Below are 22,747 nucleotides of genomic sequence, written 5' to 3'. Positions count from 1 at the left end.
AACCGTTCCGTCCGCGAGGAGCGCATGGCCGAAACCGCAGTCACCGCACAGATTGGCTCGACCAACTACCAGGTTCAGTTCGACGATGGCACCCACACGTGGTTCGCCGACGAACCGGCATCGGCCGGCGGCGGCGACCGTGGCCCTGCGCCCTTTGCGCTGCTGCTGTCGAGCCTTGGCGCCTGCACGTCGATCACGCTGAAGATGTATGCGCAGCGCAAAGAGTGGCCGCTCGAAGGCGTGCGCGTGAAGCTGTCGATGCAAACCGGCAGCGAAGGCACCACGATCGATCGCCAGATCGCACTCGACGGCGCACTCTCGAACGAGCAGCGCGAGCGCCTGCTGCAGATCGCCAACGCCTGCCCGGTCCACAAGGTCCTGACGAATACGATCACGATCCGCTCTGGGCTTGTCGCCGCATGAGCGGCGACGGACGGAACCAGCCACAAGAAGGCCGCGCCTTGAATTTCGAACACCTCATCCAGATCAACGACCCGCTCAACCCGCTCGTCCTGCCCATGACGCGCGAGCAGCTTTGGGAAGGCCTCGTGCTGCGCGCCGAGCAACCGCAGCTTTTCGTGATCGGTCTCGACGACTGCACGATCCTTTCGCGCGAAGGCAACACGCTCGAACGCGAGCTGCATTACGGCCAGGCCACGGTGCGCGACCGCGTCACGCTCACGCCGAACGACAACGTGCGCTACGACATCCTCCCGACCGCCGACTACGTGGGCGGCTCGCTCACGATGACGATCGAGCAGCCCGACGAGTTGCAGCTATTCCTGCGCTTCGAGTACCGCACGACGTTGCCGACCGCCGATACGGAGGACGACCGCCAGACCTCGGAGATCGTGAAATCGGCGTATCGCGAGTCAGATATCGACACCGTGCGGCTCATACGTCAGTACGTGCAGGGGCTGGGCGAGCCGGAAGCGCCGCTGCACTGAGCGGCTGCGCCAGGCAGTTGTACTGACCGGCAGCGGACTCTTCAAGCGCCCGGCTCGAGGCCGGGCGTCGTCTTTTGGGCGTCACGCTATCGCCGCGGGATTTCGATGAATTTCGCGATATTGCAAATGGGAACGATTATCATTTATTATGATTTCCATCGAATCGAGATCCAACCCCGTCACGCTCATGACCGAATTCAACCGCTCGTCGACACTCAGCGTGCGCCGCACTGGCTCCGCCCTCACCGGCGCGCACAGGAGCGCCAGCCCGGCCGGCGTAAAGCCCCACACGGCGGCCACGGCCGCCCCGCAGGCGGGCGCCGATCGCACGCTCGCCAGCGCCGCGCTGCTGCAAGGCCGCAGCCACGTGAGCATCGTGCACAACGGCGAGACTTACCAGTTGCGCGCGACGCGGCTCGGCAAGCTGATTCTGACCAAGTAACGTTTTAGTTTTTTATTACCGGGTATTGTGGGGACCGCCTCCACCGAGAGGCGTTGGGCATTAGCCAGCAACGACGGCTTGCACGCGAGACTAGACCCCTTCGTTCGTGCATCCCTCCTTCAAGCAGCCGTCGCAGCCAGCCAGGCCGTTTTTTTTGTTCTCATGCTCAAAACCGTAGCGGCGCGCGAAGCGCTTGCCGCACGAAGCAAAAAGCAGAAAGCCGCGACGATTGCCGCGGCTTTCTGCTTTTTTGACGGCCACACGCGTCATGGCGCGACGATTCGCGCCATGACTGTCATGCTTACTCGAGGTTCAGCGCCTTGATACCGGCCAGTGCGATGGCCGCGTCCTGATCGGCCTTCACGCCCGAGACACCCACCGCGCCAATCACGTCGCCGTTCGCGACGATCGGCAAGCCGCCTTCGAGCATGGCCGTGAGCGGCACGCTCAGGAACGCCGTGCGGCCGTCGCGGATCATCTCCTCGAAGAAACGGCTCTCGCGGCGTCCCAGCGCGGCCGTGCGCGCCTTGCCCGGCGCGACTTCGCTGCTGATAGGCGGCGCGCCGTCGAGACGACGCAGATACAGCAGATGTCCACCGTCGTCGACGATCGAAATCGTCACCTTCCACTCGTTCGCACGAGCGTGCGCAATGGCCGCATCGGCCACCTTTACCACGTCTTCGTCGGTTAGCACTGCTCTGGTTCGCATACATGTCTCCGAGTATTTAAAAACGGGTGGCGCACCTGTCGATTGGAGCGAGGGCTTCAAGCACTGACTCCGGTCCCATGCAAAGCTGCCAGTCCGGCTTTTGAGAGTACACGCACACTCGCGCCGTGGCGCTGTCCTTATCCGTATACCCGTCATTCGCAATTGACGAAGCTATGCGACCTGGGTCGCTTCACGCTCAATGCGCCCAGCCCCAGAACATCAGCCACCACGCGCTGTCGACCACGGCAAGCGCCACGCAGAAGCCCGCCAGCGCGAGCGCGCGTTGCCACGCACGCGTACTATAGCGGCCCGTGACGCGCCACGCGAGCCATGCGCTCCATGCATTGGTGATTACGAGGATTGCAATGCGCACGCTCGAGGCCCAGTCGAGCTGCATGTGCTCGGCGCGCAAGAGCGAGAGCGTCGTGGCCGACAAGCCGAGGAACACGCCAGCGCCCGCGAGCGGGATGAGCGCCTGCGCAAAGTGATGGAGCCGGCGCATGTCGAAACGTCCGACGAATACGGTCGAGAGCGCGAGAATCGCGAGCAGCACCGTGCCGTAAACGAGCCCCGTCACGACGATATAGCCGACGATCATGGTGCCGTCGAGCCACGAGAACACGTCGTTTTGCTCCGGATAATGCGTGAGCAGGAACCACGGCGCATTGGTTTCGAGCGGCCAGGTGATGTTCTGATCGATGAGCCAGCCAGCGATCGACTGCTTGAGGTCGACAAACCATCGCGAGGCGGTCCAGTGAAACGCGCCGATCGCAATGCCAAGGAGTCCGTACAGAATGAGCGCGGTGTCCCAGCCGCTCGCCTGCTTGTCGCCGAGCGCCACCACTTCTTCCGAGGGCGAGCGCCACGTGAGCGCGATTGCGTCGCGGTGGCCGCTGCAGCGCCCGCACATATGGCACGACGCTGCGCCTTTCATATTGCGCAGCGGCACGAGCGGCGCACAGTTCACGGGGATCACGCGCTTGCCGCCATGCTCGCCGTGCGTGTACGAATTGCGCCACGCGTCTTCGTTGACCTTGAAGTGAAACGGCGCAAGACGCGCCAGAAGCGAAAAAACCCCGTTCACGGGGCAGAGATATTTGCACCAGACGCGCTTTTCGCGCCCGTACAGAAAGCCGATCACCATCGCGCCGAGCGTGGAGCCGCCCAGCACGAGCAGCACCGCCTTCGGGTACTGATAGACGCTCACCATCTGTCCGTAGATGGTGGTGAGGCCGAACGCCACGAACGGCCAGCCGCCCCAGCGCATCCAGTGCGGAATGGACTTGCCGCGCCCGAACTTGCTGGCGAACTCGGTGAGCGCGCCTTCGGGGCACAGCACGCCGCACCATACGCGCCCGAGCAGCACCATCGAGAGCAGCACGAACGGCCACCAGATGCCCCAGAACACGAACTGCGCCGCGAGCGTGAGGTTATTCCACAGATGCGCCGTATCGCCGGGCAGCGGCATGACGGCGGGCACGAGAATCAGGAACGCATAGACCGCCACCACTACCCACTGCACGGCGCGAATGACCGCACCGTGCCGCTGCATCCATTGGCCCGCCTGGGCGAGCCAGCCCTGCCTCAGCGGCTGCCGGGCCGGGCCTTGGCTCAACGAACAACTCATGCTGCCTTCCGCTTGGTCACGGCGGCGGCGCGACTGTCCGCGCGGCGAGCGAGGAACCACACCACGAGCCAGTACACCGCATAGGCGATCAGGTTCATGAGCGCCGGATGCGCGCGGTAGCCCGTAAGCGTCGCGACGAGCGAGCCGAAGGTGTTCGAATCGTCGAGGATCGCCGACGAATTCCACACCTGGTCGACGATCGTCGGCAGGACTTCCTTATCGATGAGCTTGTCCACGCCGGTCTGGAACAGGCCCGCGCCGAGAAACAGCAGCATGATCTCGGTAACGCGGAAGAAGTGGCGCCACGAGAACACCTTGCCGCCCAGTTGCAGCAGGTAGAACGTGAGGAACGCAAGGCCGAGGCCCAGCAGCACGGCCATGTACTGGCTCGCATCCACGTGACCCGACTGGCCGAAGCCGAGGCCGTACAGGAAGATCACCGTCTCGCTGCCCTCGCGCGCAATGGCGAGCGCAACGAGCGCCGTGATGCCCCACCAGTTCGCATCGCGCGTGGTCTGCTCGAGCGACTGCTCCATCTCGCGCTTGAGCGTGCGTCCGTGCTGCTTCATCCACAGCACCATCTGCACGATCAGCACGCACGCAACCAGCACCATGCCGGTCTGGAAGTAGTCCTGTGCATCGCCGGAGAGCACCTCCGTGAAGCCCACGAGCGCCGCGCCCAGCGCGACCGCCGCCAGCACGCCGACACCCACGCCTGCCCACAGATACGGCAAACCGCGACGCGCATCGTCGTCGCCGTTTCTCAACCACGCATAAAGAATACCGACGACGAGCAGCGCTTCGACGCTCTCCCGCCAGACGATGAACAAGACCTGACCCATTAATACACCTCCTGCCGCCGGCTCACGCACCGGCCACGTTCCCTGCTACGACGTTTCGACGATGCCAGTCACCTGGCAACGCTCATTTGGCAACACTCACCTGGCAACAATCACGCCCTGCGCCTGCTGATGAAAATCGTCGAAGAACTTGTACTCGCCCGGATCCAGCGGCGCGATCACGACAAACGAGTCCGCGCCCGGCGCCAGCACCTTCTCCTTGCGCAGCTGGACGCTTTCGAACTCCGCCGCGCCCTTGCCCGTGTTGTGCACCGTGATCTTGATGCGCTTGCCCGCCGGCACCTCGATGCGCGCGGGGTTGAGTTTGCCGTCGTTCATTTCCAGCTTGAACGTCGGAAGATCCTCGGCGTGCGCCACGTTGGCCACGCCCGCGAGCGACGCTGCAAAAGACGCACACAGCGCAAGCGCCGCAAACTTCCGGATTCCAGTCATCGGTGTTACCTGCTCCATCGAGTCCAGCGATTTTCAGCGACTAGTCGCTACTAATAGCGACGATTAATAGCCGCCCTTCTTGCCGATGCCCGCGAACGGGAAGTCGTATTCGAGCGTGATGGGCTTGAACCACGGACCCACGCCGGTTTCCTTGTCGACGTGACGGCCGAATGCCATGTGGCCCGTCTGCATCGGCGCTTCGACGATCAGCTTCAGGTGGTACTTGCCCGGGCCTGCGAGCTTGACGTTATCGCCATAGTGCGGGCCGTCGTTCGCGACCATCGGCATCAGGTCGCCTTTTTGCACGTAGCTCGAACCCGGCTTGGTCAGTTCGTAGCGAACCTGCAGATACGGCATCCAGTCGCCTTCGGCGAAGCCCGTCGGGTTGTTCTTCACCGCGTGGATGTCCGACTCCAGGTGGATATCGGAATCCGACGCCTTGCGCATCATGCCCTCGGGCTCCATCGTGATCGGCTGCAGATAAACCGCGCCGATTTCCATGCCGCCCTGGATCTGGTGCTTGCCGATCGGGTATTCGGCCGCCTGGGCCGCGAACGCCGCGCTCGCGGCTGCAATGACGACGGTGCCGCGCAAGAGAGAATGGATCCGCATCGAAACTCCTGGTGTTCTTATGAATGATTTGACCATCGAACCGTTGCGCACATGTACGTAATAACGATAATGCGAACAATTCTCAATAATGGCGGAGTTTAACACCTATGCCGGCGCGGAACAAAGTGCCGCACGCGGAAAACCTCACTGCAACAGGGTTTTAGCGAGGCTTCCTTAATGCTGGCTTACGGCGTGCTGGCTTACGGCGGCGCTCAGGCCGCTCGACCCCGCTCAGGCCGGGTGATCATCCACGTTGGCCCCGAACACGCGCCGGCGCAGCACCGCGAGTTGGTCGCGCGTTTGCGCCGCCTTCTCGAATTCGAGGTTCTTCGCGTAGTCCATCATCTGCTTCTCGAGCTTCTTGATCTCCTTCGCGATCTGCTTTTCATTCATGTCTTCGAACTTCGCGCGCTCCTGCTCCTCGCGCAGTTCGGCGCGCGCGTCGTCCACGTTGTAGACGCCGTCGATGATGTCCTTGATGCGCTTGACCACGCCGCGCGGCACGATGCCGTGCTCTTCGTTGAAGGCCATCTGCTTGGCGCGGCGGCGCTCGGTCTCGTCGATGGCGCGGCGCATCGAGTCGGTGATGCGGTCGCCGTAGAGAATCGCCTTGCCGTTCACGTTGCGAGCCGCCCGGCCGATGGTCTGGATGAGCGAGCGCTCGGCGCGCAGGAAGCCTTCCTTGTCGGCGTCGAGAATCGCCACGAGCGAGACCTCGGGAATGTCGAGGCCCTCGCGCAGCAGGTTGATGCCCACCAGCACGTCGAAGGTGCCCAGACGCAGGTCGCGGATGATCTCCACGCGCTCGACCGTGTCGATGTCGCTGTGCAGATAGCGCACCTTCACGCCGTGGTCGGCGAGAAACTCGGTGAGCTGCTCGGCCATGCGCTTGGTGAGCGTGGTCACCAGCACGCGCTCGCCCACGGCGACGCGTTCGTTGATCTCGGCGAGCACATCGTCGACCTGGGTGGCGGCCGGGCGCACTTCGATCACCGGGTCGACGAGACCGGTCGGGCGCACCACCTGCTCGGCGATCTGGCCCGTAACCTTTTTCTCGTAGTCGGCGGGCGTGGCCGAGACGAATACGACCTGGCGCATCTTGCGCTCGAACTCGTTGAACTTGAGCGGCCGGTTATCGAGCGCCGAAGGCAGGCGAAAACCGTAGTCGACGAGATTTTCCTTGCGCGCCCGGTCGCCGTTGTACATGCCGTTCAACTGGCCGATCAGCACGTGCGATTCGTCGAGGAACATCATCGCGTCGGTGGGCAGGTAATCGACGAGCGTGGGCGGCGGCTCGCCGGGCAGCGCGCCCGAGAAGTGCCGCGAGTAGTTCTCGATGCCCTTGCAGAAGCCCAGTTCCTGGAGCATTTCCAGATCGAAGCGGGTGCGCTGCTCCAGACGCTGCGCCTCCACAAGCTTGCCCTCGCTGTGGAAGAACTCGAGCCGCTCGCGCAGTTCGGCCTTGATCGTCTCGACCGCGCGCAGCACGGTCTCGCGCGGCGTCACGTAATGCGACGACGGATAGACCGTGAAGCGCGGAATCTTCTGGCGCACGCGGCCCGTGAGCGGATCGAACAGTTGCAGCGTCTCCACTTCGTCGTCGAAGAGTTCGAGTCGCACAGCCATTTCGGCGTGCTCGGCCGGGAAAATGTCGATGGTGTCGCCACGCACGCGGAAGGTGCCGCGCTGGAAATCCTGCTCGTTGCGCGTGTATTGCATCGCGATCAGGCGCGCGATGACGTCGCGCTGGCCGATGCGGTCGCCCTGGCGCAGCGTGAGGATCATCTGGTGGTACTCGGACGGATTGCCGATACCGTAGATCGCCGAGACGGTCGCGACGATCACCACGTCGCGGCGCTCCATCAGGCTCTTGGTGGCCGAAAGGCGCATCTGCTCGATGTGCTCGTTGATCGACGAATCCTTCTCGATGAAGAGATCGCGCTGCGGCACATAAGCTTCCGGCTGATAGTAGTCGTAGTACGAGACGAAGTACTCGACCGCGTTGCGCGGAAAGAACTCGCGGAATTCGGCGTAAAGCTGCGCGGCGAGCGTCTTGTTGGGCGCGAACACGATGGCCGGGCGGCCGAGGCGCGCGATCGTGTTAGCCATCGTGAAGGTCTTGCCCGAGCCGGTCACGCCAAGCAGGGTCTGAAACGAAAGACCGTCCTCCACCCCTTCGACAAGCGTTTCGATGGCGGTCGGCTGGTCGCCGGCCGGCAGATACGGCTGGTAGAGCTGAAACGGCGAGCCTTCGTACTGAACGAACTTCGACTCGTCGAGCGCGGGCGCGTCGGCGACGGTGTGGTCGGACATGGGTGACATCCTGGGCGCGGAGCAAACAACTATTCTAGCGTCTTGCGCAATCTCGCCGCTGCCCTCACCAAGGCGGGCCATGGCGAGCCATCCGGCGCCCAACCGTCGGTCGGCATTGAAAAAATGGCCCCGCCAATGTCGCTGTCGGCGAAAAAACGGCCCGAGGATTCGTTACAATGGCGAGCTGCGTGGCCGGCTGCCCGACGCAACCCGCAATACCCGCAGCGCGCGGCCCACCGAGCTTCTCACTCACTTTTGCCGAATCATCATGTCCCTCTTTTCCGCTGTCGAACTCGCCCCCCGCGACCCGATCCTGGGTCTGAACGAAGCCTATAACGCCGATACGCGCGCGACCAAGGTGAACCTCGGCGTGGGCGTGTACACCAACGAAGAAGGCAAGATTCCGCTGCTGCGCGCGGTGCGCGAGGCGGAAAAGGCCCGCGTCGAAGCCGGTCTGCCGCGCGGCTATCTGCCCATCGAAGGCATTGCCGCCTATGACGCAGCCGTGCAAAAGCTGCTGCTCGGCGACGACTCGCCGCTGATCGCGGCAGGCCGCGTCGTCACGGCGCAGGCACTGGGCGGCACGGGGGCACTGAAGATCGGCGCCGATTTCCTCAAGCGCGTGAACCCGAACGCCAAGGTCGCGATCAGCGACCCGAGCTGGGAAAACCACCGTGCGCTGTTCGAAAGCGCGGGCTTCGAAGTGGTCGCCTACCCGTACTACGACGCGCAGACCAACGGCGTGAACTTCGAAGGCATGCTGAACGCGCTCAACAGCTACGCCGCGGGCACCGTCGTCGTGCTGCACGCTTGCTGCCACAACCCGACCGGCGTGGACCTCACGATCGACCAGTGGAAGCAGGTGATCGAGGCCGTGAAGGCGCGCAACCTCGTGCCGTTCCTCGACATCGCTTATCAAGGTTTCGGTGACGGCATCGCCGAAGACGGCGAAGTCGTGCGCCTGTTCGCGGCTTCGGAACTCAACGTGTTCGTTTCGTCGTCGTTCTCGAAGTCGTTCTCGCTGTATGGCGAGCGCGTGGGCGCGCTGTCGATCATCACCAACAGCAAGGAAGAGTCGGCACGCGTGCTCTCGCAGCTCAAGCGCGTGATCCGCACGAACTACTCGAACCCGCCGACGCACGGCGGCTCGGTGGTCGCAGCGGTGCTCGGCTCGGCCGAACTGCGCGCGATGTGGGAAACCGAACTGGGCGAAATGCGCAACCGCATCCGCGCAATGCGCACGGGCCTCGTCGAGCGCCTCGCGGCAGCGGGCGTGGACCGCGACTTCAACTTCATCAACGTACAGCGCGGCATGTTCTCGTACTCGGGCCTGACGGCGGCGCAAGTCGATCGCCTGCGCGAAGAATTCGGCATCTACGCCGTGAGCACGGGCCGCATCTGCGTGGCCGCGCTGAACACGCGCAACCTCGACGCCGTGGCTCACGCCGTCGTGCAAGTGCTGAAGTAAGGCAACACCGGCACAACACAGGCAGGAAAAAAAGCGCCCGTTCGAAAGAACGGGCGCTTTTTGTTTTCTGAAGGCGCTGCTCGCTAGCTGCCGTGCTCCCCATTGCCGGGCCCCCGGCTGTCACGATGAATGTCGTGCGTGACAAAGCCGGAGTCGTTGTCGGGCTTGTCGAGCCAGTCCGGCTGAGCGAGCGACGCGCGAATATCCTCCAGGCCGCTCGCCCAGTGCTCGCGCATCGTCGAGATGCCGAACTGGAAGTCCTTGAAGTGGCCCTCGTACTCCTTCTGCCGGTAGATCAGGTGGATCACGTTGTATTTCTTCGAGCAAGAGAGCTCGTCGGCCAGCTTGACCCATGCGTCGTCCCGATGCTCGGGAGCGACGCGATCCAGCACCTCGCGCAGCACATGCCGGTAACGCTGTGCACGCTGGAGCATGTCGGTCACGAGACGCGTGCGGCTTGAATACTGAATGTCCTTCACGCGGCCCTGAACGTCGGCGATGCTGTCGGGCACCGGCCCGCGCGCGCTCCATAAATCCACCTGGAACGCGAGCGTATCGCGCCGGGGCGATGTCTGGATCACCTCGTAGAGCGGCGTATTCGACATCAGCCCGCCGTCCCAGTAATACTCGCCGTCGATCTCCACCGCCGCGAAACCAGGCGGCAACGCCCCCGAGGCGATGAAGTGCTCGGGCCGCAATTTGGTGGTGGCGTTGTCGAAGTAGGCGAAGTTGCCGCTCGCCACGTTCACGGCCCCGACCGACACGCGAATCTCGCGCGAATTGATGCGATCGAAGTCGCACAGGCGTTCGAGCGTGGCCTTGAGCGGCTTGGTGTCGTAATAGCTCGCCTTCTCCGGATGCCCGGACGCCTGCGGCAGCGGCGGCGGAACGCGCGGCACGAAAAAGCCCTTCTGGCCTTCGACCACCGCACTCGCCGCCTGCATGGCCGTGAAGGTTTTGCGGATGGCCTCGCCCGAGTTGAACAAAGCATGCTCGATGAAGGCCGGCAACGGCGGCGTGTACGCGGGCTGGCAGATCGTCTCCCAGAACTCGCGCAGCCGCGCCACGCGATGCTCGGGCGCGTTGCCCGCGATCAGCGCCGTATTGAGCGCGCCGATCGAGATGCCCGCGATCCAGTTGGGCGTGATGCCGGCTTCGACCAGGCCTTCGTAGACGCCCGCCTGGTAGGCACCCAGCGCGCCGCCGCCTTGCAGCGTGAGCGCGATGGTTTCCCACTGCCCGGACTCGCTCGCGCAGCTCGACACAAACGACTGCGGGCGCGCGGCTGACGAAGGCGCCGGCTTTGCGCGCGCCGGCGAGCCCGGCTCCTTGGCGGAACCTGCCTCGGATCGCCCATTGGATCGCAACCCGGTTCCAGTGCGCGCGCCGGCCTCATCGCCGACCGCGCCCGATTCGACCCGCCCTTTCTTGCGCTGCGCCATGGCCGGCTCTCCGCGTTATTGCATGAACCAGCCGTGGCTCACCACGAACGACTGGCCCGTAAAGGCCGCGCTCGGGAACGCCGAGAGGAACAGCACCGTTTGCGCCACGTCCTCGACCGTCGTGAAGATGCCATCGACGGTGCCGCCCAGCATCACGCGCTTGACCACTTCCTCCTCGGAAATGCCGAGTTCCTTGGCCTGCTCGGGAATCTGCTTTTCCACCAGCGGCGTGCGCACGAAGCCCGGGCAAACCACGTGCGAGCGTACATTGTGCTTGCCGCCTTCCTTCGCGAGCACGCGCGCGAGACCCAGCAGCGCATGCTTGGCCGCGACATACGCCGACTTGAGCGGCGAAGCCTCGTGCGAATGCACCGAGCCCATGTAGATCACGACGCCGCCGCGATCGTCCTTGTACATATGCTTGAGCACGGCCTTGGTGGTGAGGAACGCGCCGTCCACGTGAATGGCCTGCATCTTCTTCCAGTCGGAGAACGCGTAGTTTTCGATGGGGTTCACGATCTGGATGCCCGCGTTCGAAACGAGGATGTCGACCGGGCCAAGCTCGGCCGCCACGCGGTCGATGCCCTGGTTCACAGCCTCTTCGCTCGTGACGTCCATGGCCACGCCGATGGCCTTGCCGCCCGCGCCCTTGATCTCCGCGGCCACGGCGTCGGCGCCGCTCTGGTTGAGGTCGGCGATGGCAACCGCCGCGCCCGCCTGCGCGAGAGTGAGCGCGATCTGCTTGCCGATGCCGCTGGCCGCGCCAGTAACGACTGCAACCTTGCCATCGAGCTTCATATTCAGAGTGAGAGACGACATCGAGCACCTCCAGGTAGTAGACGAGATGAGACTCCAGCGCACGCATACCGTCAAACCTGTCGAATGGCTTAAGGATTTGCCTACGCCATTCGGCCGGATGTTGCGCCGCAGCCAACCGCGCTATTGTGCATGAAGCCCGTGCGCCGCGACGTCGATCCCGACAATGTTGGCGTGCGCCGCGAGTCCTCAGCGCACGCGCACGGATCATGCTAAGTTGGCCGCTCTACAAGGAGGCGTTCATGAACTATCGGCGACTGGGCCGCTCGGGCCTGCAAGTCAGCGAACTGTCCATCGGCTCGTGGGTCACCTACGGCAATCAGGTCGATCGCAATCTCGCGCGCGAATCGCTTGCTGCGGCGCGCGACGCGGGCGTCAACTTCTTCGACAACGCCGAGGCCTATGCGGGCGGCAAATCGGAGGAAATCATGGGTCAGGCGCTCAAGGAACTCGCCTGGCCGCGCGTGAGCTACGTGGTGTCCACCAAGTTCTTCTGGGGCTTGAGCGAGGCGCCCAACCAGTATCACACGCTCAACCGCAAGTACCTGATGAACGCCATCGACGGCTCGCTCAAGCGGCTGCAGCTCGATTACGTCGATCTGGTGTTCTGCCATCGCCCCGATCCGAACACGCCCATCGAGGAAACCGTCTGGGCCATGAGCGACATGATCTCGCGCGGCAAGGCGCTCTATTGGGGCACGTCGGAATGGAGCGCCGACGAAATTCGCGCCGCGTGGGACATCGCGGACCGGCATCATCTGCACAAGCCCGTCATGGAGCAGCCGCAGTACAACCTGTTCCACCGCCGCCGCGTGGAAAGCGAATACCGGCGGCTCTATGAAGACATCGGCCTCGGCCTCACCACATGGAGCCCGCTTGCCTCGGGCATGCTCACGGGCAAATACCGTGGCGGCGTGCCGGCCGGCAGCCGCGCCTTGTTGCAGGGCTACGACTGGCTGCGCAAGGAAGTCACCGACGCCGACAAGAATGAGATCGTCGGCCGGCTCGCGGACTTCGCGAAGGAGCTGGACTGCACGGTGGGTCAGCTCGCGCTCGCGTGGATCCTCAAGAATCCGCACGTGAGCACGGTGATTACCGGCGCGTCGCGCGTCGAGCAAATCGGCGAAAACATGCTGGCGCGCGAAGTAGCACAGAAGATCACGCCCGAGGTGAAGGAAAAGATCGAAGCGATAGTCGGCGACAGCTACGATTGAGGCCCGCTGTGCGCACGGCGATCGGTGCGGTATGCCGGGTGGTTGTGCCGGAGTCGGGCCGGGGTTGTAAAATACGCGGCCCCGCCTGCGCGCCCTCATGCTTTACCGGGCCGCACTCGCACTTGCCTGCATTTTTTTCGATCCCCACCGACCTCGCGTCCGCCCCATCATGCTGAGCTACCGTCACGCCTTCCACGCCGGCAATCACGCCGATGTCCTCAAGCACGCCGTCGTCGTGCAACTGCTGCAATACCTCGGCAAGAAGGACAAGGCGTACTGGTACATCGACACCCATGCGGGCGCGGGCGCCTACGCGTTGCGCGAAGGCTACGCCACGAAGAACGCCGAATTCGACACCGGCATCGGCAAGCTCTGGGGCCGCACCGATCTGCCGGCGATGCTGGCCGAGTATGTCGATGAAGTCGCGGCGCTCAATCCCGACGGCGAACTGCGCTTCTATCCCGGCTCGCCCTATCTCGCCTGGCGGCTGATGCGCGAACAGGACCGCATGCGTCTGTTCGAACTGCACAGCACGGAGATCGACGTGCTGCGCCACCGCTTTCGCGATGCGGGCCGCCGCGTGATGATCCACGCGGGCGACGGCTTCGACGGCATCAAGGCGCTGCTGCCCCCGCCGCCGCGCCGCGCGCTCGTGCTGATCGATCCGTCGTTCGAGGACAAACGCGACTACGCACGCACCATCGCGTGCGTGGAGGAAGGGCTTCAGCGCTTTGCCACCGGCACTTACGCGGTCTGGTATCCGCAGGTCACGCGGCCCGAATCGCAGCGTTTTCCCGAGCAGTTGAAGCGCATCCAGGAAAAGAACTGGCTGCACGTCACGCTCTCGGTCAGCCGCCCCCCTGAAGACGGTTTCGGTCTGTACGGCAGCGGCATGTTCATCTTGAATCCGCCCTACACGCTCGCGGCCACGCTCAAGGAAACCATGCCGTGGCTTGTCAAGGCGCTCAGCATGGACGACGGTGCGCAATTCAAGATCGAATCGCGCGGCGACTGAGATTCACGCTCCCCGCGTGGCGCTGGCCACGCGGCGCTGCCCGATGCCCGATGCACGCCGCCATTATTGCGGCGTGGGCCGTGGCATTGGCCGAGGCGGCCGTCCACCGCCACCCGGCACTTCCACATAGGGCGCGACGATGATCGGCACCTGCGAGCCGTCCGCGCCAGTCCCGTTCAGCGTGGGCAGCGAAGGAGCCTGCACCATCGGCTGAGCCGAAAGCGGTGCGTTCTGCAGCACCATGCCTGACTGGCCGTCGCTGATGCCTTGCTGCGTGTCCAGAATCAATGGTTTGCCGCCTGCATGCGCGCCGGCGCTCGCCAGCGCCGCCGCCAGAAAGGCGCTCGCCATGAGCGCGTGGCTCGCCCGCCTGCGACGAGAACGATTCGACTTCATGCATATCCCCCGATCAAAGCGCCTCTGGTTCTATACAAGACGTTATCCCAGAAATGACAAAACCCCGCCAGATGCGGGGTTTGTGGCAATGCGGAACGCTGCTGACTGCTTAGCGCGTGTAGCCGTGCATTTCGATCAAACGGATGCGCTGCTCGAGTTGCACGAGGTCTGCGGACGTCGAGAGATACGCTTCACGGCGGCGACGCTCTGCAGTTTCAAACCAGTTGCTCAGCTTTTCAAGAAGGTATGCAAACATGATGTGTTCTCCAAGGATCGGTGTATCCCCGGTGGATTTGCATCAGGGATTACCCTCGTAAGGGATAACCCGCATTATAACGATTGCAACCGGCTTTGCCAGTGAATTGATCGAATGCGGTGCATTCCATTCTGGAATGGTGCATAGGGGCGATTTGGACAACATCATGATTTACCGGCGATTTTGTCGGCAACTCCGGCAAACGCTCTCGCATCACGCGTTGAAATGCACCAGACTTGTGCATAACATCGCGAAAGTTGCGACAATTTGCCAGCATGGGTTGCACCTCCGGGCCTCGATCCGCCACCTCTCCCGCCCGCCTGCAAGTTCAGGCCGCGGCGTCTGGCGCCACCGGTTCCGGATCGGCGAGCCGTTCGATGATCGGGCAGTCCGGCCGCTCGTCGCCGTGGCAGTGGGCTGCCAGATGCTTGAGCGTGTCGCGCATCTGCGTGAGTTCGGCAATGCGCTGGTCGAGTTCGGACACGTGCTCGAGCGCGATCGCCTTGACCTCGGCGCTTGCGCGCGAGCGGTCATGCCAGAGCGCGAGCAGGCGGCGGATATCTTCAACGAGAAAACCCAGCCGCCGCGCCTGGCGGATGAAGCGCAGCGCGTGCACCTCTTCCATGCCGTAGACGCGGTAGCCGGACTCCGTGCGCCCCTTCGGCGCGAGCAGGCCAACGCTCTCGTAGTAGCGGATCATTTTTGCCGTGACGCCCGATGCGCGCGCCGCTTCGCCGATATTCATGCTGCGCTCCCGTATTTCTTTCGATGATTCGATGCTACACCTTCCAACCATGGGAAGGTGTAGCATCCTCGCAGCCTGGTAGCCAGGTCACCAGCAAAGTCAGTCACTGGCAAAATCCGGCCACGGCCTCATTTGCTTCTTATCCGCTCTCTTTCAGAAGGAAAACACCATGATCCAGTTCAACGTCGAAGGCATGAGCTGCCAACACTGCGTCGGCGCCGTCACACGCGCGATCCACGAACACGACGCCGCCGCGAAGGTCGAGATCGATCTGGCCTCGGGCCGCGTGAGCATCGAGTCGAAGCAAAGCGCCGAGGTGCTCAAGGCCGCTATCGACGAGGCGGGCTACACCGTCACGGGCACGGCTGGCGCCTGAGCCGAGGCGCGCCATGTTCAAGGTTGCCGTAACAGGGGCTTCCGGGCTGCTCGGTCGCGCGCTCATGCGCGAGCTTGCAGCGGGGACGAACTGGCAGGTCGTGCCCACCGCATTCAGCCGCGTGGGCGCGGGGCAAGTGGCGCTCGACGTGCGCGACGCCCGCGCAGTCGATGCATTCGTCGCCAAAGAGGCGCCCGACGCCATCGTGATTGCCGCCGCCGAGCGCCGCCCCGACGTGTGCGAGCACGATCCGGCGGCAGCGCGCGCACTCAATGTCGACGCCGTGCGCAGCATTGCGTCGGCCGCGCGGCGGCGCGGCGCGTGGGTGTTGTCGATTTCCACCGACTATGTGTTCGACGGGGCGTACCCGCCCTATCTGCCCGATGCCGAGCCGAATCCGCTCAACGCCTATGGCCGCAGCAAGCTCGAAGGCGAGCGCGCGCTGCTCGACACCGCCGACGACGCGCTCGTGCTGCGCCTCCCGCTGCTGTACGGCCCGATCGTCGACTGGCAGGAATCGGCGGTCACGAGCCTCGTGCCGGCGATCCGCGCTTCTGCGCAGGCTGGCGCCGTGCCCGCGGTGATGGACGCCTGGGCCACGCGCTATCCGACCTTCACGCCCGACGTCGCGTTCGTGATTCGCGAGTTGCTCACGCGCTGCGCGGACGGCAGCACGGTGCGCGGCATCGCGCAATGGTCCGGCGAGGAACCGATGACCAAATACGACATCGCGCAGCGCATCGCGCGCGCGCTCGGCATCGAGGCGCAACTCGTCGCGCAGACGGCGCCCACGGACGCGACACCGCGTCCGCGCGACTGCCACCTCGACTCGGGGCGGCTCGAAGCGCTGGGGATCGGTCGGCGCACGCCCTTCGACGCGGGCATTCGTGCGGTGCTCGACGCGTTCGCGCGCAGTCCGGGCGAGGCCCAGTAAGCGCCGGGCAAACCACAACCGCCGGGCGGGCACCCCGTGCCGTACCCGGCGCGCTTCCCCCTCAATGAAAATCGCGGCTCTGGGTCGCGAGCCGCCCGAGCAATCGGCTGTGATCCTCCAGCCGGTGCGCGACCAGATGCACGACCTCGCCCTCGCGCTGCACGACGCCCGCCACGGCCAGCAACGACGCCCCGAGCAGTTCCCTGCGCTGCGACTCCACGAGCGTCGCGTGCACGATCACGTTGACCGAGCCGGTTTCGTCCTCGAGCGAGACGAAGATCGTGCCGTTCGCCGTGCCAGGCCGCTGCCGCACCGTGACGATGCCGCACACGCGCGCAAGCACGCCGTGACGGCACTGCGCCAGTTGCGCCGCGCTGCGAAAGCGCTGCTTCGCCAGCCCCGGCCGCAGCAGTTCGAGCGGATGGCGGTTGAGCGTGAGGCGCAGGCTCGCGTAATCGGCGACGATCTCCGCGCCCTCCGAGGCGCGCGGCAATGCGAGCCGCGCTTCGGCCACGGGCGCATCGCGCAATAGCGCGGGCACCGCGTGCTGCGCGGTCACGGCCCACCACGCCTCGCGCCGATGCCCCGCGATGCTCGCAAGCGCATTGGCCGCCGCGAGCGCCTCAAGCTCCCGGCGCGTGAGCGCGGCGCGGCGCGCGAGATCGTCGACGTCGACGAACGGCGCCCGAGCACGCGCGGCCATCACGCGCTGCGCGGCATCCTCCGAAAACCCCTTGATGAGGCTGAAGCCCAGACGCACCGCCGGGCCTCGGCGCCCGTAATGCCGGGGGGGCAGATCAAGACTCGCGCGCACGATGCACCTGAGACCGCGCATGAACGGGCGGCGCCATTTTCGCCGGTCATCACGGCCGTGCACGCCGTCATGCTCCCGTTCAAGCCCGCAGCCATTTCCCGCGTCTGCGCCGGCCGCGCCCATCACGCCGTTGCGCACGAGCGCGGCGGCACTCAACAGCGCACGATAACGTGCCACCTCGGCGCGGCGGGCCGATGCGCCATCGGCATCGGGCCGCACGCCCGGCTGGCCGCGCACCTCCAGCACGGACGCCCAGTCGCTCAGCGCGATATCGGGCGCGCGCACCTGCACGCCGTGCCGCTTCGCATCCTGCACGAGCTGCGACGGCGAATAGAATCCGAGCGGCTGGCTATTCAGCAGTCCGACCAGAAACGCGGCGGGCTCGTAGCGCTTGAGCCACGAACTCGTGTAGACGAGCAGCGCGAAGCTCGCCGCGTGGCTCTCCGGAAAGCCGTAGTCGCCGAAACCCTCGATCTGCTTGCAGATGCGGTTCGCGAAATCCTCGGTGTAGCCCTTCTTCATCATCCGTCGCTTGAGGTCGTCCTGATACGGCCGCAGGTCGCCATCGCGCCGCCATGCGGCCATCGCGCGGCGCAGCTTGTCGGCTTCCTCGGCGGTATAGTCGGCGGCGACCATCGCGAGATGCATCACCTGCTCCTGGAAGATCGGTACGCCACGTGTGCGCTCCAGCACCGGGCGCAACTCCTCCTTCGCATACTCGACCTTTTCCTTTCCATGCCTGCGCTTCAGATATGGATGCACCATGTCGCCCTGTATCGGCCCAGGCCGCACGATCGCCACCTGGATCACGAGGTCGTAATACTCGCGCGGGCGCAAACGCGGCAGCATGCTCTGCTGCGCGCGCGATTCGATCTGAAACACACCCACGGTGTCCGCGTGGCAGCACATCTCGTAGACCGCCCGATCCTCGGAAGGAATGTCTTGCACACGAAACTCCGGCAGCCCGCGCCTCAACGCGACGCATTCGAGCGAACGCCGGATCGCCGAAAGCATGCCGAGCGCGAGCACGTCCACCTTCAGCAGGCGCAGCGCATCGATATCGTCCTTGTCCCATTCGATCACGTAGCGATCCTTCATCGCCGCGTTCTCGATGGGCACGAGACGCGAGAGCTTGTCGCGCGCGATCACGAAGCCGCCCACGTGCTGTGAGAGGTGGCGCGGAAAGCCGCGCAGCTCGCGCGTGAGGCGAATCAGTTGCTGCGTGACGTGCGAGTCGGGCGAAAAACCCGCTTCCTTCAGATGGTTCGCGATCGAATCGGGTCCGTCCCACCATTGATGCGCGCCCGCGAGTTTTTCGAGGAGCGCGTTGTCGAGACCGAGCGCCCTGCCCACGTCGCGCAGCGCGCTGCGCGAACGGTACGTGATGAGCGTTGCGGCCAGCGCGGCGCGGCGCTTGCCGTACTTGCCATAGATGTACTGAATGACCTCTTCGCGCCGCTGATGCTCGAAGTCGACGTCGATGTCGGGTGGCTCGTTGCGCGCGCGGGACAGAAAGCGCGCGACGAGCATGTTCATGCGCACCGGGTCGATCTCCGTGATGCCGAGGCAGTAGCAGACCACCGAGTTCGCCGCCGAGCCGCGCCCCTGACACAGAATGTTCTGCGAGCGAGCAAAGCGGACGATGTCGTGCACCGTGAGAAAGTATTTTTCGTACTTCAGCTCGGCAATCAGCTTGAGCTCGTCTGCGATCTGCTTGCTGCGCTTCTCGTTCAGACCGTCGGCCCAGCGCGCGGCGGCGCCTTGCATCACGAGCTTTTCGAGCCACGAGGTGGGCGTCTCGCCCGCAGGCACGAGCTCCTCGGGATACTCGTAGGCCAGCTCGCTCAGGCAAAACGTGCAGCGGCGCGCGACTTCGAGCGTCGCGTCGAGCGCATCGCGCGGATACAGCGCGCCGAGCCGCACGCGCGAGCGCAGATGGCGCTCGGCATTCGGCTCCAGCGCGCGGCCGCACGACGCGAGCGGCTTGCCGATGCGCACCGCGCTCAGCGTGTCCTGCAGCGGCTTGCGCGAGCGCGCGTGCATCAGCACGCCGCCCGCCGCCACGAGCGGCAAGCCGCTTTCCTGCGAGACGTGGCGCAGCACTTCGATCTGCGTGTCGTCGCCGCCCGTTTGCCAGAGTTCGAGCGCGAGCCACGCACGCTCGGCCGCGAAACCCGCGAGCCAGTGCGCGGCGCGCAGCGTCTGCGCGAGCGTGGCCGCGCGCTGTGGCACGAGCAGCAGCACGCAGTCGCGCAGGTGCTTGAGATGCGCGAATTCCGGCTCGGGATCGGTGAAGTCGGACGGATATACGCGGTAGTGGCCTTTGTCCGCGCGCGAGCGCGCGAGCGTGATCAGCTCGCACAGGTTGCCGTAGCCCTCGCGATTCATTGCGATCGCAACGAGCGTGCAGAACGGCGCGCCGTTTTCATCGACGAGATTCAGCTCGCTGCCGATCAGCAGATGCAGCGAGGGCACGAACGGGCCAGGCGCAGGCACGGCACCGGCCGCCGCGGCATTGTCATGCGCTTTTTTGTGCGCCTCGTCGTACTCGTTGAGCGCGCTATACGCGCGCACGATGCCGGCGAGCGAGCATTCGTCGGTAATCGCAAGCGCGCGATAGCCGTGCCGGATCGCCTGCTCGACCAGCTCGCCCGGGCGCGACGCGCCGCGCAGGAACGTGAAGTTGCTCAGGCAGTGCAGCTCCGCATAATCGGGCAGCGCCGATCCCGGCGAATAAGGTTGTGCAGGCAACGATGCGCCCGCCCCGCTGTTCGACATGATGCTGAAGATGAAACGGCGTCAGCCAAAAAGCCCTTGCAGATACCACTGCCCGCCAATGCGCTCGCGGTACAGCCAGAACATGCGCCCCTGATCGTCGGCGGCGACGTAGTAGTCGCGCCCGACGCCCTCGCCGTCCCACCAGCCCGATTCGATGCGCTCGGTACGCGTGAGCGTCTTGAGCGGCCGCCGATAAACCGGCCGGTCGCCGCGCATCGCGAGCTTGAGCGGCTTTTCGAGCAGCCATGCCGGGCGCGGCTGCGACGGCAGCGGCACCTCGGGCAGATCGAAGGCCGTCTGCACGGGCGCGGCTTCCTGCTGCGCATCGGCTTGACCGCCCGCCTTGCGTGAATCGCGCGGCTTGCGCGCGGCCGTTCGGCGCGCAGCCGCACCGCGGCTCGTACGCCAGGTTCGCGCCGACATCGCCTGCTCGGGCCGGTGATCGTCCTCGACGAACAGCTGCAGCACGTTCTGCTCGCCGATGCGCGCGCCAATGCGCTCGAACAGTTGCGAGAGCGACGCGTCCGACGCCTCCGGCGAGGGAAACAGCGTGTCGGTGGGCGGCGCATAAGCGCTCACCTGATCGGCGACGAGCGCAAGGCCGATCACGGGCGCTGCCAGAACGGTCTGATTGAGCTTCTCGCGCAACAGCCATAGCAGATGCTCGGCATCGCGCGAAGGCGCGGCCCACGATAGCGCGAGGCTCGACGTGCGCGGCGCGTGGCGCGACGCCAGCTCGTGCTCGAGCCGCAGCTCGAAGCTGCTCAACGCGCCATGCTGGACGGCCAGCCAGCCGGCCAGCTGCATCACGAGACGACGCGCGGCGAACAGCAGCGCCTCGGCGCTCTCCACGCGCGCCTGCAATTCGAGCGACGCGTGAAACGACGGCGGCGCGGCGAACCAGGCGCGCGGATCGGGCGCCTCGCCGCGCGCCTGCGCGAACCAGGCTAGCACGCCGTCGCCGAAGCGCCGCACGATGCCATCGCGCGGCAGCCGCCGCAAATCGCCGAGCGTCGCGCAGCCGATCTGCGTGAGCGCCTGCGCGTGCTGCGCGGCGAACGGCGCAAGCGCGACCGGCAACGCGTCGAGCGCGCGCACGAGCGTGGCGTCCTTCAGCACGCGAAAGCGCCGCGCCGCATGCGCCCCGGCGCTCGCGCGCGCCTGCGCGAGCACCCACGCGCCCCAGGCGGTGGGCGCACAGGCGATGCGCGCGGCGTGGCCGCAACTGGCCACCGTGGCCGCCACCTTGGCCAGCAACGCGCGCACGCCACCGAAAAGACGCAGCCCGGACCCGACTTCGAGCAAAAGCGTATGCGACTGCGCGAGCGACACCTTCGGCGTGTAGACGAGCAGCGCAAGCGCGAGCGCCTCGAACGCGCGCGTCTCGCGCGCCGGATCGGGTTCGAGCAGCACGAGTCCCGGCGCGAGCGCAAGCGCATGAGCGCGCGTGCTGCCCGGCTGCACGCCAAGGCGAAACGCATCGAGATCGACCATCAGGATGCGCGCGTGATCGGCAAGCGCGTAGCAGCGCGCGCTCTGCGCGTCCTGCCCCGTGGCCTCGTCAGGTCGACTGGCCCGCAGTGACTCCAGTGCTGGCGACATGAGCGGCACGGGCGGCCTCACGGCCTCCAGCGGCAACAACGGCAAGGTGACGGCGATCCACAACATGATTGATCCCGGGCCACGGCGCGGCCGGCAATGCGCCCGGCTGGGGCAGCACCGACTCCTGCAGCGGCAAAGTGATGACGAGTGGCTGGGCGGGCGGCGGCCCGCGACGCTTGAAAATATCGACGGACACAGCGGTGAGCTGCATCCATTCACGGCGATTCAGGCGCGCATCCTCGGGCGGCGGCACCGGCGTGCAAACCATGCGCAGCGGCGCCGGCGACGACTGGCTGCGCGCAGCGGGCGGACGCATCAGAAACGCCAGCGACTGCGAATCCTGCGCGGCGACCTGCAACCGCCGCAGAGCATCGGCGCGCGCCTTCGGCTGCCAGAGCAGCACGGCGCCGATGCCATCCTGCTTGAGCGCCTGCTCGGCGGCCCACGGCGCTTCATCCTCGCTCGCGCGCACCCAGATCAGGCGCTCGAGCGCGATTCCCCACGCCTTGAGCGCGCACGCGTATGGCCGCCACGGCGGCGCGACGAGCAGCACGTGCCGCCCCGCCCGCGCAGTGAGCGTATGCAGCACGGGCGCGACGAGCCGCATCTCGCCGATGCCGCCCTGCTCGACGAGCAGCTCGGTCAGGCTGCCCGCGGGCCAACCCGCGCCGGGCAACTGGGCGTCGAGCGCGGCATGGCCGCTCGCCACCGTGCGCTCGCCCGCGTGCGCGAGTTGATTGCCCTGCCAGACCCGGCTTTGCAGCCGGGGCGGCAGGTGCGCCGCCGCAAACTGGAATGCCGCCATGATTGCGCTCTGGAAAAAGGGAATAAAACGCCCTGCCCAACGCGAAATGGGGCATGACGGGATAGCCGGCTTAGCATGAAAGGCCTCGCCGATACCTGTATATTTATACAGTATTTGACGTGGTTGGGGAAGTGGATGTGCATC

23 protein-coding genes are annotated in these 22,747 nt (G+C 65.4%); 8 read left to right on the top strand and 15 right to left on the bottom strand.

Annotation, left to right across the window (positions count from 1 at the left end; genetic code table 11):
• The first annotated feature begins 24 nt into the window (after positions 1-24).
• The 3 genes from NH14_RS15435 to hemP all read left to right on the top strand — a co-directional run bounded on the left by NH14_RS15435 (position 25) and on the right by hemP (position 1,389).
• The gene (locus tag NH14_RS15435; RefSeq protein WP_035522835.1) at positions 25-423 is read left to right on the top strand and encodes an OsmC family protein; all 399 of its coding nucleotides are present in this window, start codon (positions 25-27) and stop codon (positions 421-423) included.
• Between the two features lie 38 nt (positions 424-461).
• Positions 462-947, top strand: coding sequence for an SRPBCC family protein (locus tag NH14_RS15430; protein ID WP_035523086.1), 486 nt, complete (start codon positions 462-464; stop codon positions 945-947).
• Positions 948-1,134: 187 nt separating this feature from the next.
• A complete protein-coding gene (hemP, locus tag NH14_RS15425) occupies positions 1,135-1,389 on the top strand; it encodes a hemin uptake protein HemP (RefSeq protein WP_035523083.1) in 255 nt (84 codons plus the stop codon).
• Positions 1,390-1,479: 90 nt separating this feature from the next.
• On the opposite strand, the gene NH14_RS15420 is transcribed toward hemP, so the two are convergent.
• The 7 genes from NH14_RS15420 to uvrB form a co-directional block, all read right to left on the bottom strand.
• Complete coding sequence (locus NH14_RS15420; RefSeq protein WP_035522833.1) at positions 1,480-1,659, bottom strand: hypothetical protein; 180 nt, start codon at positions 1,657-1,659, stop codon at positions 1,480-1,482.
• Between the two features lie 31 nt (positions 1,660-1,690).
• Positions 1,691-2,098 carry a GlcG/HbpS family heme-binding protein gene (locus tag NH14_RS15415; RefSeq protein ID WP_035522830.1) on the bottom strand — a complete coding sequence of 136 codons (408 nt, stop codon included), beginning with the start codon at positions 2,096-2,098 and terminating at the stop codon, positions 1,691-1,693.
• A gap of 196 nt (positions 2,099-2,294) precedes the next feature.
• Positions 2,295-3,725: a 4Fe-4S binding protein gene (locus tag NH14_RS15410; RefSeq protein ID WP_035522827.1), complete on the bottom strand. Its 1,431-nt coding sequence runs from the start codon at positions 3,723-3,725 to the stop codon at positions 2,295-2,297.
• The gene (locus NH14_RS15405) at positions 3,722-4,567 is read right to left on the bottom strand and encodes an FTR1 family iron permease (RefSeq protein ID WP_035522824.1); all 846 of its coding nucleotides are present in this window, start codon (positions 4,565-4,567) and stop codon (positions 3,722-3,724) included. The genes NH14_RS15410 and NH14_RS15405 overlap by 4 nt, the downstream gene beginning before the upstream one ends.
• Before the next feature lie 96 nt (positions 4,568-4,663).
• Positions 4,664-5,017, bottom strand: coding sequence for a cupredoxin domain-containing protein (locus tag NH14_RS15400; RefSeq protein ID WP_035522820.1), 354 nt, complete (start codon positions 5,015-5,017; stop codon positions 4,664-4,666).
• 63 nt (positions 5,018-5,080) lie between these two features.
• Entirely contained in the window at positions 5,081-5,629 is a 549-nt protein-coding gene (locus NH14_RS15395; protein ID WP_035522818.1) for an iron transporter, read from the bottom strand.
• A gap of 231 nt (positions 5,630-5,860) precedes the next feature.
• The gene (gene uvrB / locus NH14_RS15390; protein ID WP_035522815.1) at positions 5,861-7,942 is read right to left on the bottom strand and encodes an excinuclease ABC subunit UvrB; all 2,082 of its coding nucleotides are present in this window, start codon (positions 7,940-7,942) and stop codon (positions 5,861-5,863) included.
• Between the two features lie 268 nt (positions 7,943-8,210).
• Between uvrB and NH14_RS15385 the strand changes: the two genes are divergently transcribed.
• A complete protein-coding gene (locus NH14_RS15385; protein WP_035522812.1) occupies positions 8,211-9,410 on the top strand; it encodes an amino acid aminotransferase in 1,200 nt (399 codons plus the stop codon).
• 83 nt (positions 9,411-9,493) lie between these two features.
• Here the strand turns inward: NH14_RS15385 and NH14_RS15380 are convergent, their stop codons facing one another.
• Both NH14_RS15380 and NH14_RS15375 read right to left on the bottom strand, forming a co-directional pair.
• Complete coding sequence (locus tag NH14_RS15380; RefSeq protein WP_035522809.1) at positions 9,494-10,852, bottom strand: DUF3734 domain-containing protein; 1,359 nt, start codon at positions 10,850-10,852, stop codon at positions 9,494-9,496.
• A gap of 15 nt (positions 10,853-10,867) precedes the next feature.
• On the bottom strand, positions 10,868-11,671 hold the full coding sequence (locus tag NH14_RS15375; RefSeq protein WP_035522807.1) for a 3-hydroxybutyrate dehydrogenase: 804 nt from the start codon (positions 11,669-11,671) through the stop codon (positions 10,868-10,870).
• Positions 11,672-11,910: 239 nt separating this feature from the next.
• On the opposite strand from NH14_RS15375, the gene NH14_RS15370 reads away from it, so the two are divergent.
• Together NH14_RS15370 and NH14_RS15365 are read left to right on the top strand one after the other, a co-directional pair.
• Positions 11,911-12,882 (top strand): potassium channel beta subunit family protein, encoded by a 972-nt coding sequence (locus NH14_RS15370; protein WP_035522805.1) that lies wholly within the window; start codon positions 11,911-11,913, stop codon positions 12,880-12,882.
• Between the two features lie 169 nt (positions 12,883-13,051).
• Positions 13,052-13,897: a 23S rRNA (adenine(2030)-N(6))-methyltransferase RlmJ gene (locus NH14_RS15365; protein ID WP_035522803.1), complete on the top strand. Its 846-nt coding sequence runs from the start codon at positions 13,052-13,054 to the stop codon at positions 13,895-13,897.
• 63 nt (positions 13,898-13,960) lie between these two features.
• Here the strand turns inward: NH14_RS15365 and NH14_RS15360 are convergent, their stop codons facing one another.
• The 3 genes from NH14_RS15360 to cueR form a co-directional block, all read right to left on the bottom strand.
• Entirely contained in the window at positions 13,961-14,293 is a 333-nt protein-coding gene (locus tag NH14_RS15360; RefSeq protein ID WP_035522800.1) for a hypothetical protein, read from the bottom strand.
• A 109-nt stretch (positions 14,294-14,402) separates the two neighbouring features.
• Complete coding sequence (locus NH14_RS15355) at positions 14,403-14,549, bottom strand: DUF3563 family protein (RefSeq protein WP_129562385.1); 147 nt, start codon at positions 14,547-14,549, stop codon at positions 14,403-14,405.
• Positions 14,550-14,877: 328 nt separating this feature from the next.
• Positions 14,878-15,294 (bottom strand): Cu(I)-responsive transcriptional regulator, encoded by a 417-nt coding sequence (gene cueR / locus NH14_RS15350; RefSeq protein WP_035522798.1) that lies wholly within the window; start codon positions 15,292-15,294, stop codon positions 14,878-14,880.
• A gap of 169 nt (positions 15,295-15,463) precedes the next feature.
• Here cueR and NH14_RS15345 point away from each other — a divergent pair, with 169 nt between their 5' ends.
• Together NH14_RS15345 and NH14_RS15340 are read left to right on the top strand one after the other, a co-directional pair.
• Complete coding sequence (locus NH14_RS15345) at positions 15,464-15,670, top strand: heavy-metal-associated domain-containing protein (protein ID WP_035522796.1); 207 nt, start codon at positions 15,464-15,466, stop codon at positions 15,668-15,670.
• A gap of 13 nt (positions 15,671-15,683) precedes the next feature.
• Positions 15,684-16,604, top strand: coding sequence for a dTDP-4-dehydrorhamnose reductase family protein (locus tag NH14_RS15340; RefSeq protein ID WP_035522794.1), 921 nt, complete (start codon positions 15,684-15,686; stop codon positions 16,602-16,604).
• A 61-nt stretch (positions 16,605-16,665) separates the two neighbouring features.
• Here the strand turns inward: NH14_RS15340 and NH14_RS15335 are convergent, their stop codons facing one another.
• The 3 genes from NH14_RS15335 to imuA are packed head-to-tail and all read right to left on the bottom strand — an operon-like array spanning position 16,666 to position 22,603.
• Complete coding sequence (locus NH14_RS15335; protein WP_152617078.1) at positions 16,666-20,196, bottom strand: error-prone DNA polymerase; 3,531 nt, start codon at positions 20,194-20,196, stop codon at positions 16,666-16,668.
• 21 nt (positions 20,197-20,217) lie between these two features.
• Positions 20,218-21,864, bottom strand: coding sequence for a Y-family DNA polymerase (locus NH14_RS15330; RefSeq protein WP_035523077.1), 1,647 nt, complete (start codon positions 21,862-21,864; stop codon positions 20,218-20,220).
• Positions 21,758-22,603 carry a translesion DNA synthesis-associated protein ImuA gene (gene imuA / locus NH14_RS15325; protein WP_052147843.1) on the bottom strand — a complete coding sequence of 282 codons (846 nt, stop codon included), beginning with the start codon at positions 22,601-22,603 and terminating at the stop codon, positions 21,758-21,760. Before imuA ends, NH14_RS15330 begins: the two co-directional genes overlap by 107 nt.
• Positions 22,604-22,747 lie beyond the last annotated feature (144 nt).

It is taken from the genome of Paraburkholderia sacchari (assembly GCF_000785435.2).
Lineage (GTDB): Bacteria > Pseudomonadota > Gammaproteobacteria > Burkholderiales > Burkholderiaceae > Paraburkholderia > Paraburkholderia sacchari.
This window is presented reverse-complemented; position numbering and strand designations above follow the sequence as displayed.

Excerpts from the sequence above, each read along its gene's own strand:
- NH14_RS15435 (WP_035522835.1), top strand. The coding sequence starts at position 25 with ATGGCCGAAACCGCAGTCACCGCACAGATTGGCTCGACCAACTACCAG.
- hemP (WP_035523083.1), top strand. The coding sequence starts at position 1,135 with ATGACCGAATTCAACCGCTCGTCGACACTCAGCGTGCGCCGCACTGGC.
- NH14_RS15420 (WP_035522833.1), bottom strand. The coding sequence starts at position 1,659 with ATGACGCGTGTGGCCGTCAAAAAAGCAGAAAGCCGCGGCAATCGTCGC.
- NH14_RS15415 (WP_035522830.1), bottom strand. The coding sequence starts at position 2,098 with ATGCGAACCAGAGCAGTGCTAACCGACGAAGACGTGGTAAAGGTGGCC.
- NH14_RS15410 (WP_035522827.1), bottom strand. The coding sequence starts at position 3,725 with ATGAGTTGTTCGTTGAGCCAAGGCCCGGCCCGGCAGCCGCTGAGGCAG.
- NH14_RS15405 (WP_035522824.1), bottom strand. The coding sequence starts at position 4,567 with ATGGGTCAGGTCTTGTTCATCGTCTGGCGGGAGAGCGTCGAAGCGCTG.
- NH14_RS15400 (WP_035522820.1), bottom strand. The coding sequence starts at position 5,017 with ATGACTGGAATCCGGAAGTTTGCGGCGCTTGCGCTGTGTGCGTCTTTT.
- NH14_RS15395 (WP_035522818.1), bottom strand. The coding sequence starts at position 5,629 with ATGCGGATCCATTCTCTCTTGCGCGGCACCGTCGTCATTGCAGCCGCG.
- uvrB (WP_035522815.1), bottom strand. The coding sequence starts at position 7,942 with ATGTCCGACCACACCGTCGCCGACGCGCCCGCGCTCGACGAGTCGAAG.
- NH14_RS15385 (WP_035522812.1), top strand. The coding sequence starts at position 8,211 with ATGTCCCTCTTTTCCGCTGTCGAACTCGCCCCCCGCGACCCGATCCTG.
- NH14_RS15380 (WP_035522809.1), bottom strand. The coding sequence starts at position 10,852 with ATGGCGCAGCGCAAGAAAGGGCGGGTCGAATCGGGCGCGGTCGGCGAT.
- NH14_RS15375 (WP_035522807.1), bottom strand. The coding sequence starts at position 11,671 with ATGTCGTCTCTCACTCTGAATATGAAGCTCGATGGCAAGGTTGCAGTC.
- NH14_RS15370 (WP_035522805.1), top strand. The coding sequence starts at position 11,911 with ATGAACTATCGGCGACTGGGCCGCTCGGGCCTGCAAGTCAGCGAACTG.
- NH14_RS15365 (WP_035522803.1), top strand. The coding sequence starts at position 13,052 with ATGCTGAGCTACCGTCACGCCTTCCACGCCGGCAATCACGCCGATGTC.
- NH14_RS15360 (WP_035522800.1), bottom strand. The coding sequence starts at position 14,293 with ATGAAGTCGAATCGTTCTCGTCGCAGGCGGGCGAGCCACGCGCTCATG.
- NH14_RS15355 (WP_129562385.1), bottom strand. The coding sequence starts at position 14,549 with ATGTTTGCATACCTTCTTGAAAAGCTGAGCAACTGGTTTGAAACTGCA.
- cueR (WP_035522798.1), bottom strand. The coding sequence starts at position 15,294 with ATGAATATCGGCGAAGCGGCGCGCGCATCGGGCGTCACGGCAAAAATG.
- NH14_RS15345 (WP_035522796.1), top strand. The coding sequence starts at position 15,464 with ATGATCCAGTTCAACGTCGAAGGCATGAGCTGCCAACACTGCGTCGGC.
- NH14_RS15340 (WP_035522794.1), top strand. The coding sequence starts at position 15,684 with ATGTTCAAGGTTGCCGTAACAGGGGCTTCCGGGCTGCTCGGTCGCGCG.
- NH14_RS15335 (WP_152617078.1), bottom strand. The coding sequence starts at position 20,196 with ATGTCGAACAGCGGGGCGGGCGCATCGTTGCCTGCACAACCTTATTCG.
- NH14_RS15330 (WP_035523077.1), bottom strand. The coding sequence starts at position 21,864 with ATGTTGTGGATCGCCGTCACCTTGCCGTTGTTGCCGCTGGAGGCCGTG.
- imuA (WP_052147843.1), bottom strand. The coding sequence starts at position 22,603 with ATGGCGGCATTCCAGTTTGCGGCGGCGCACCTGCCGCCCCGGCTGCAA.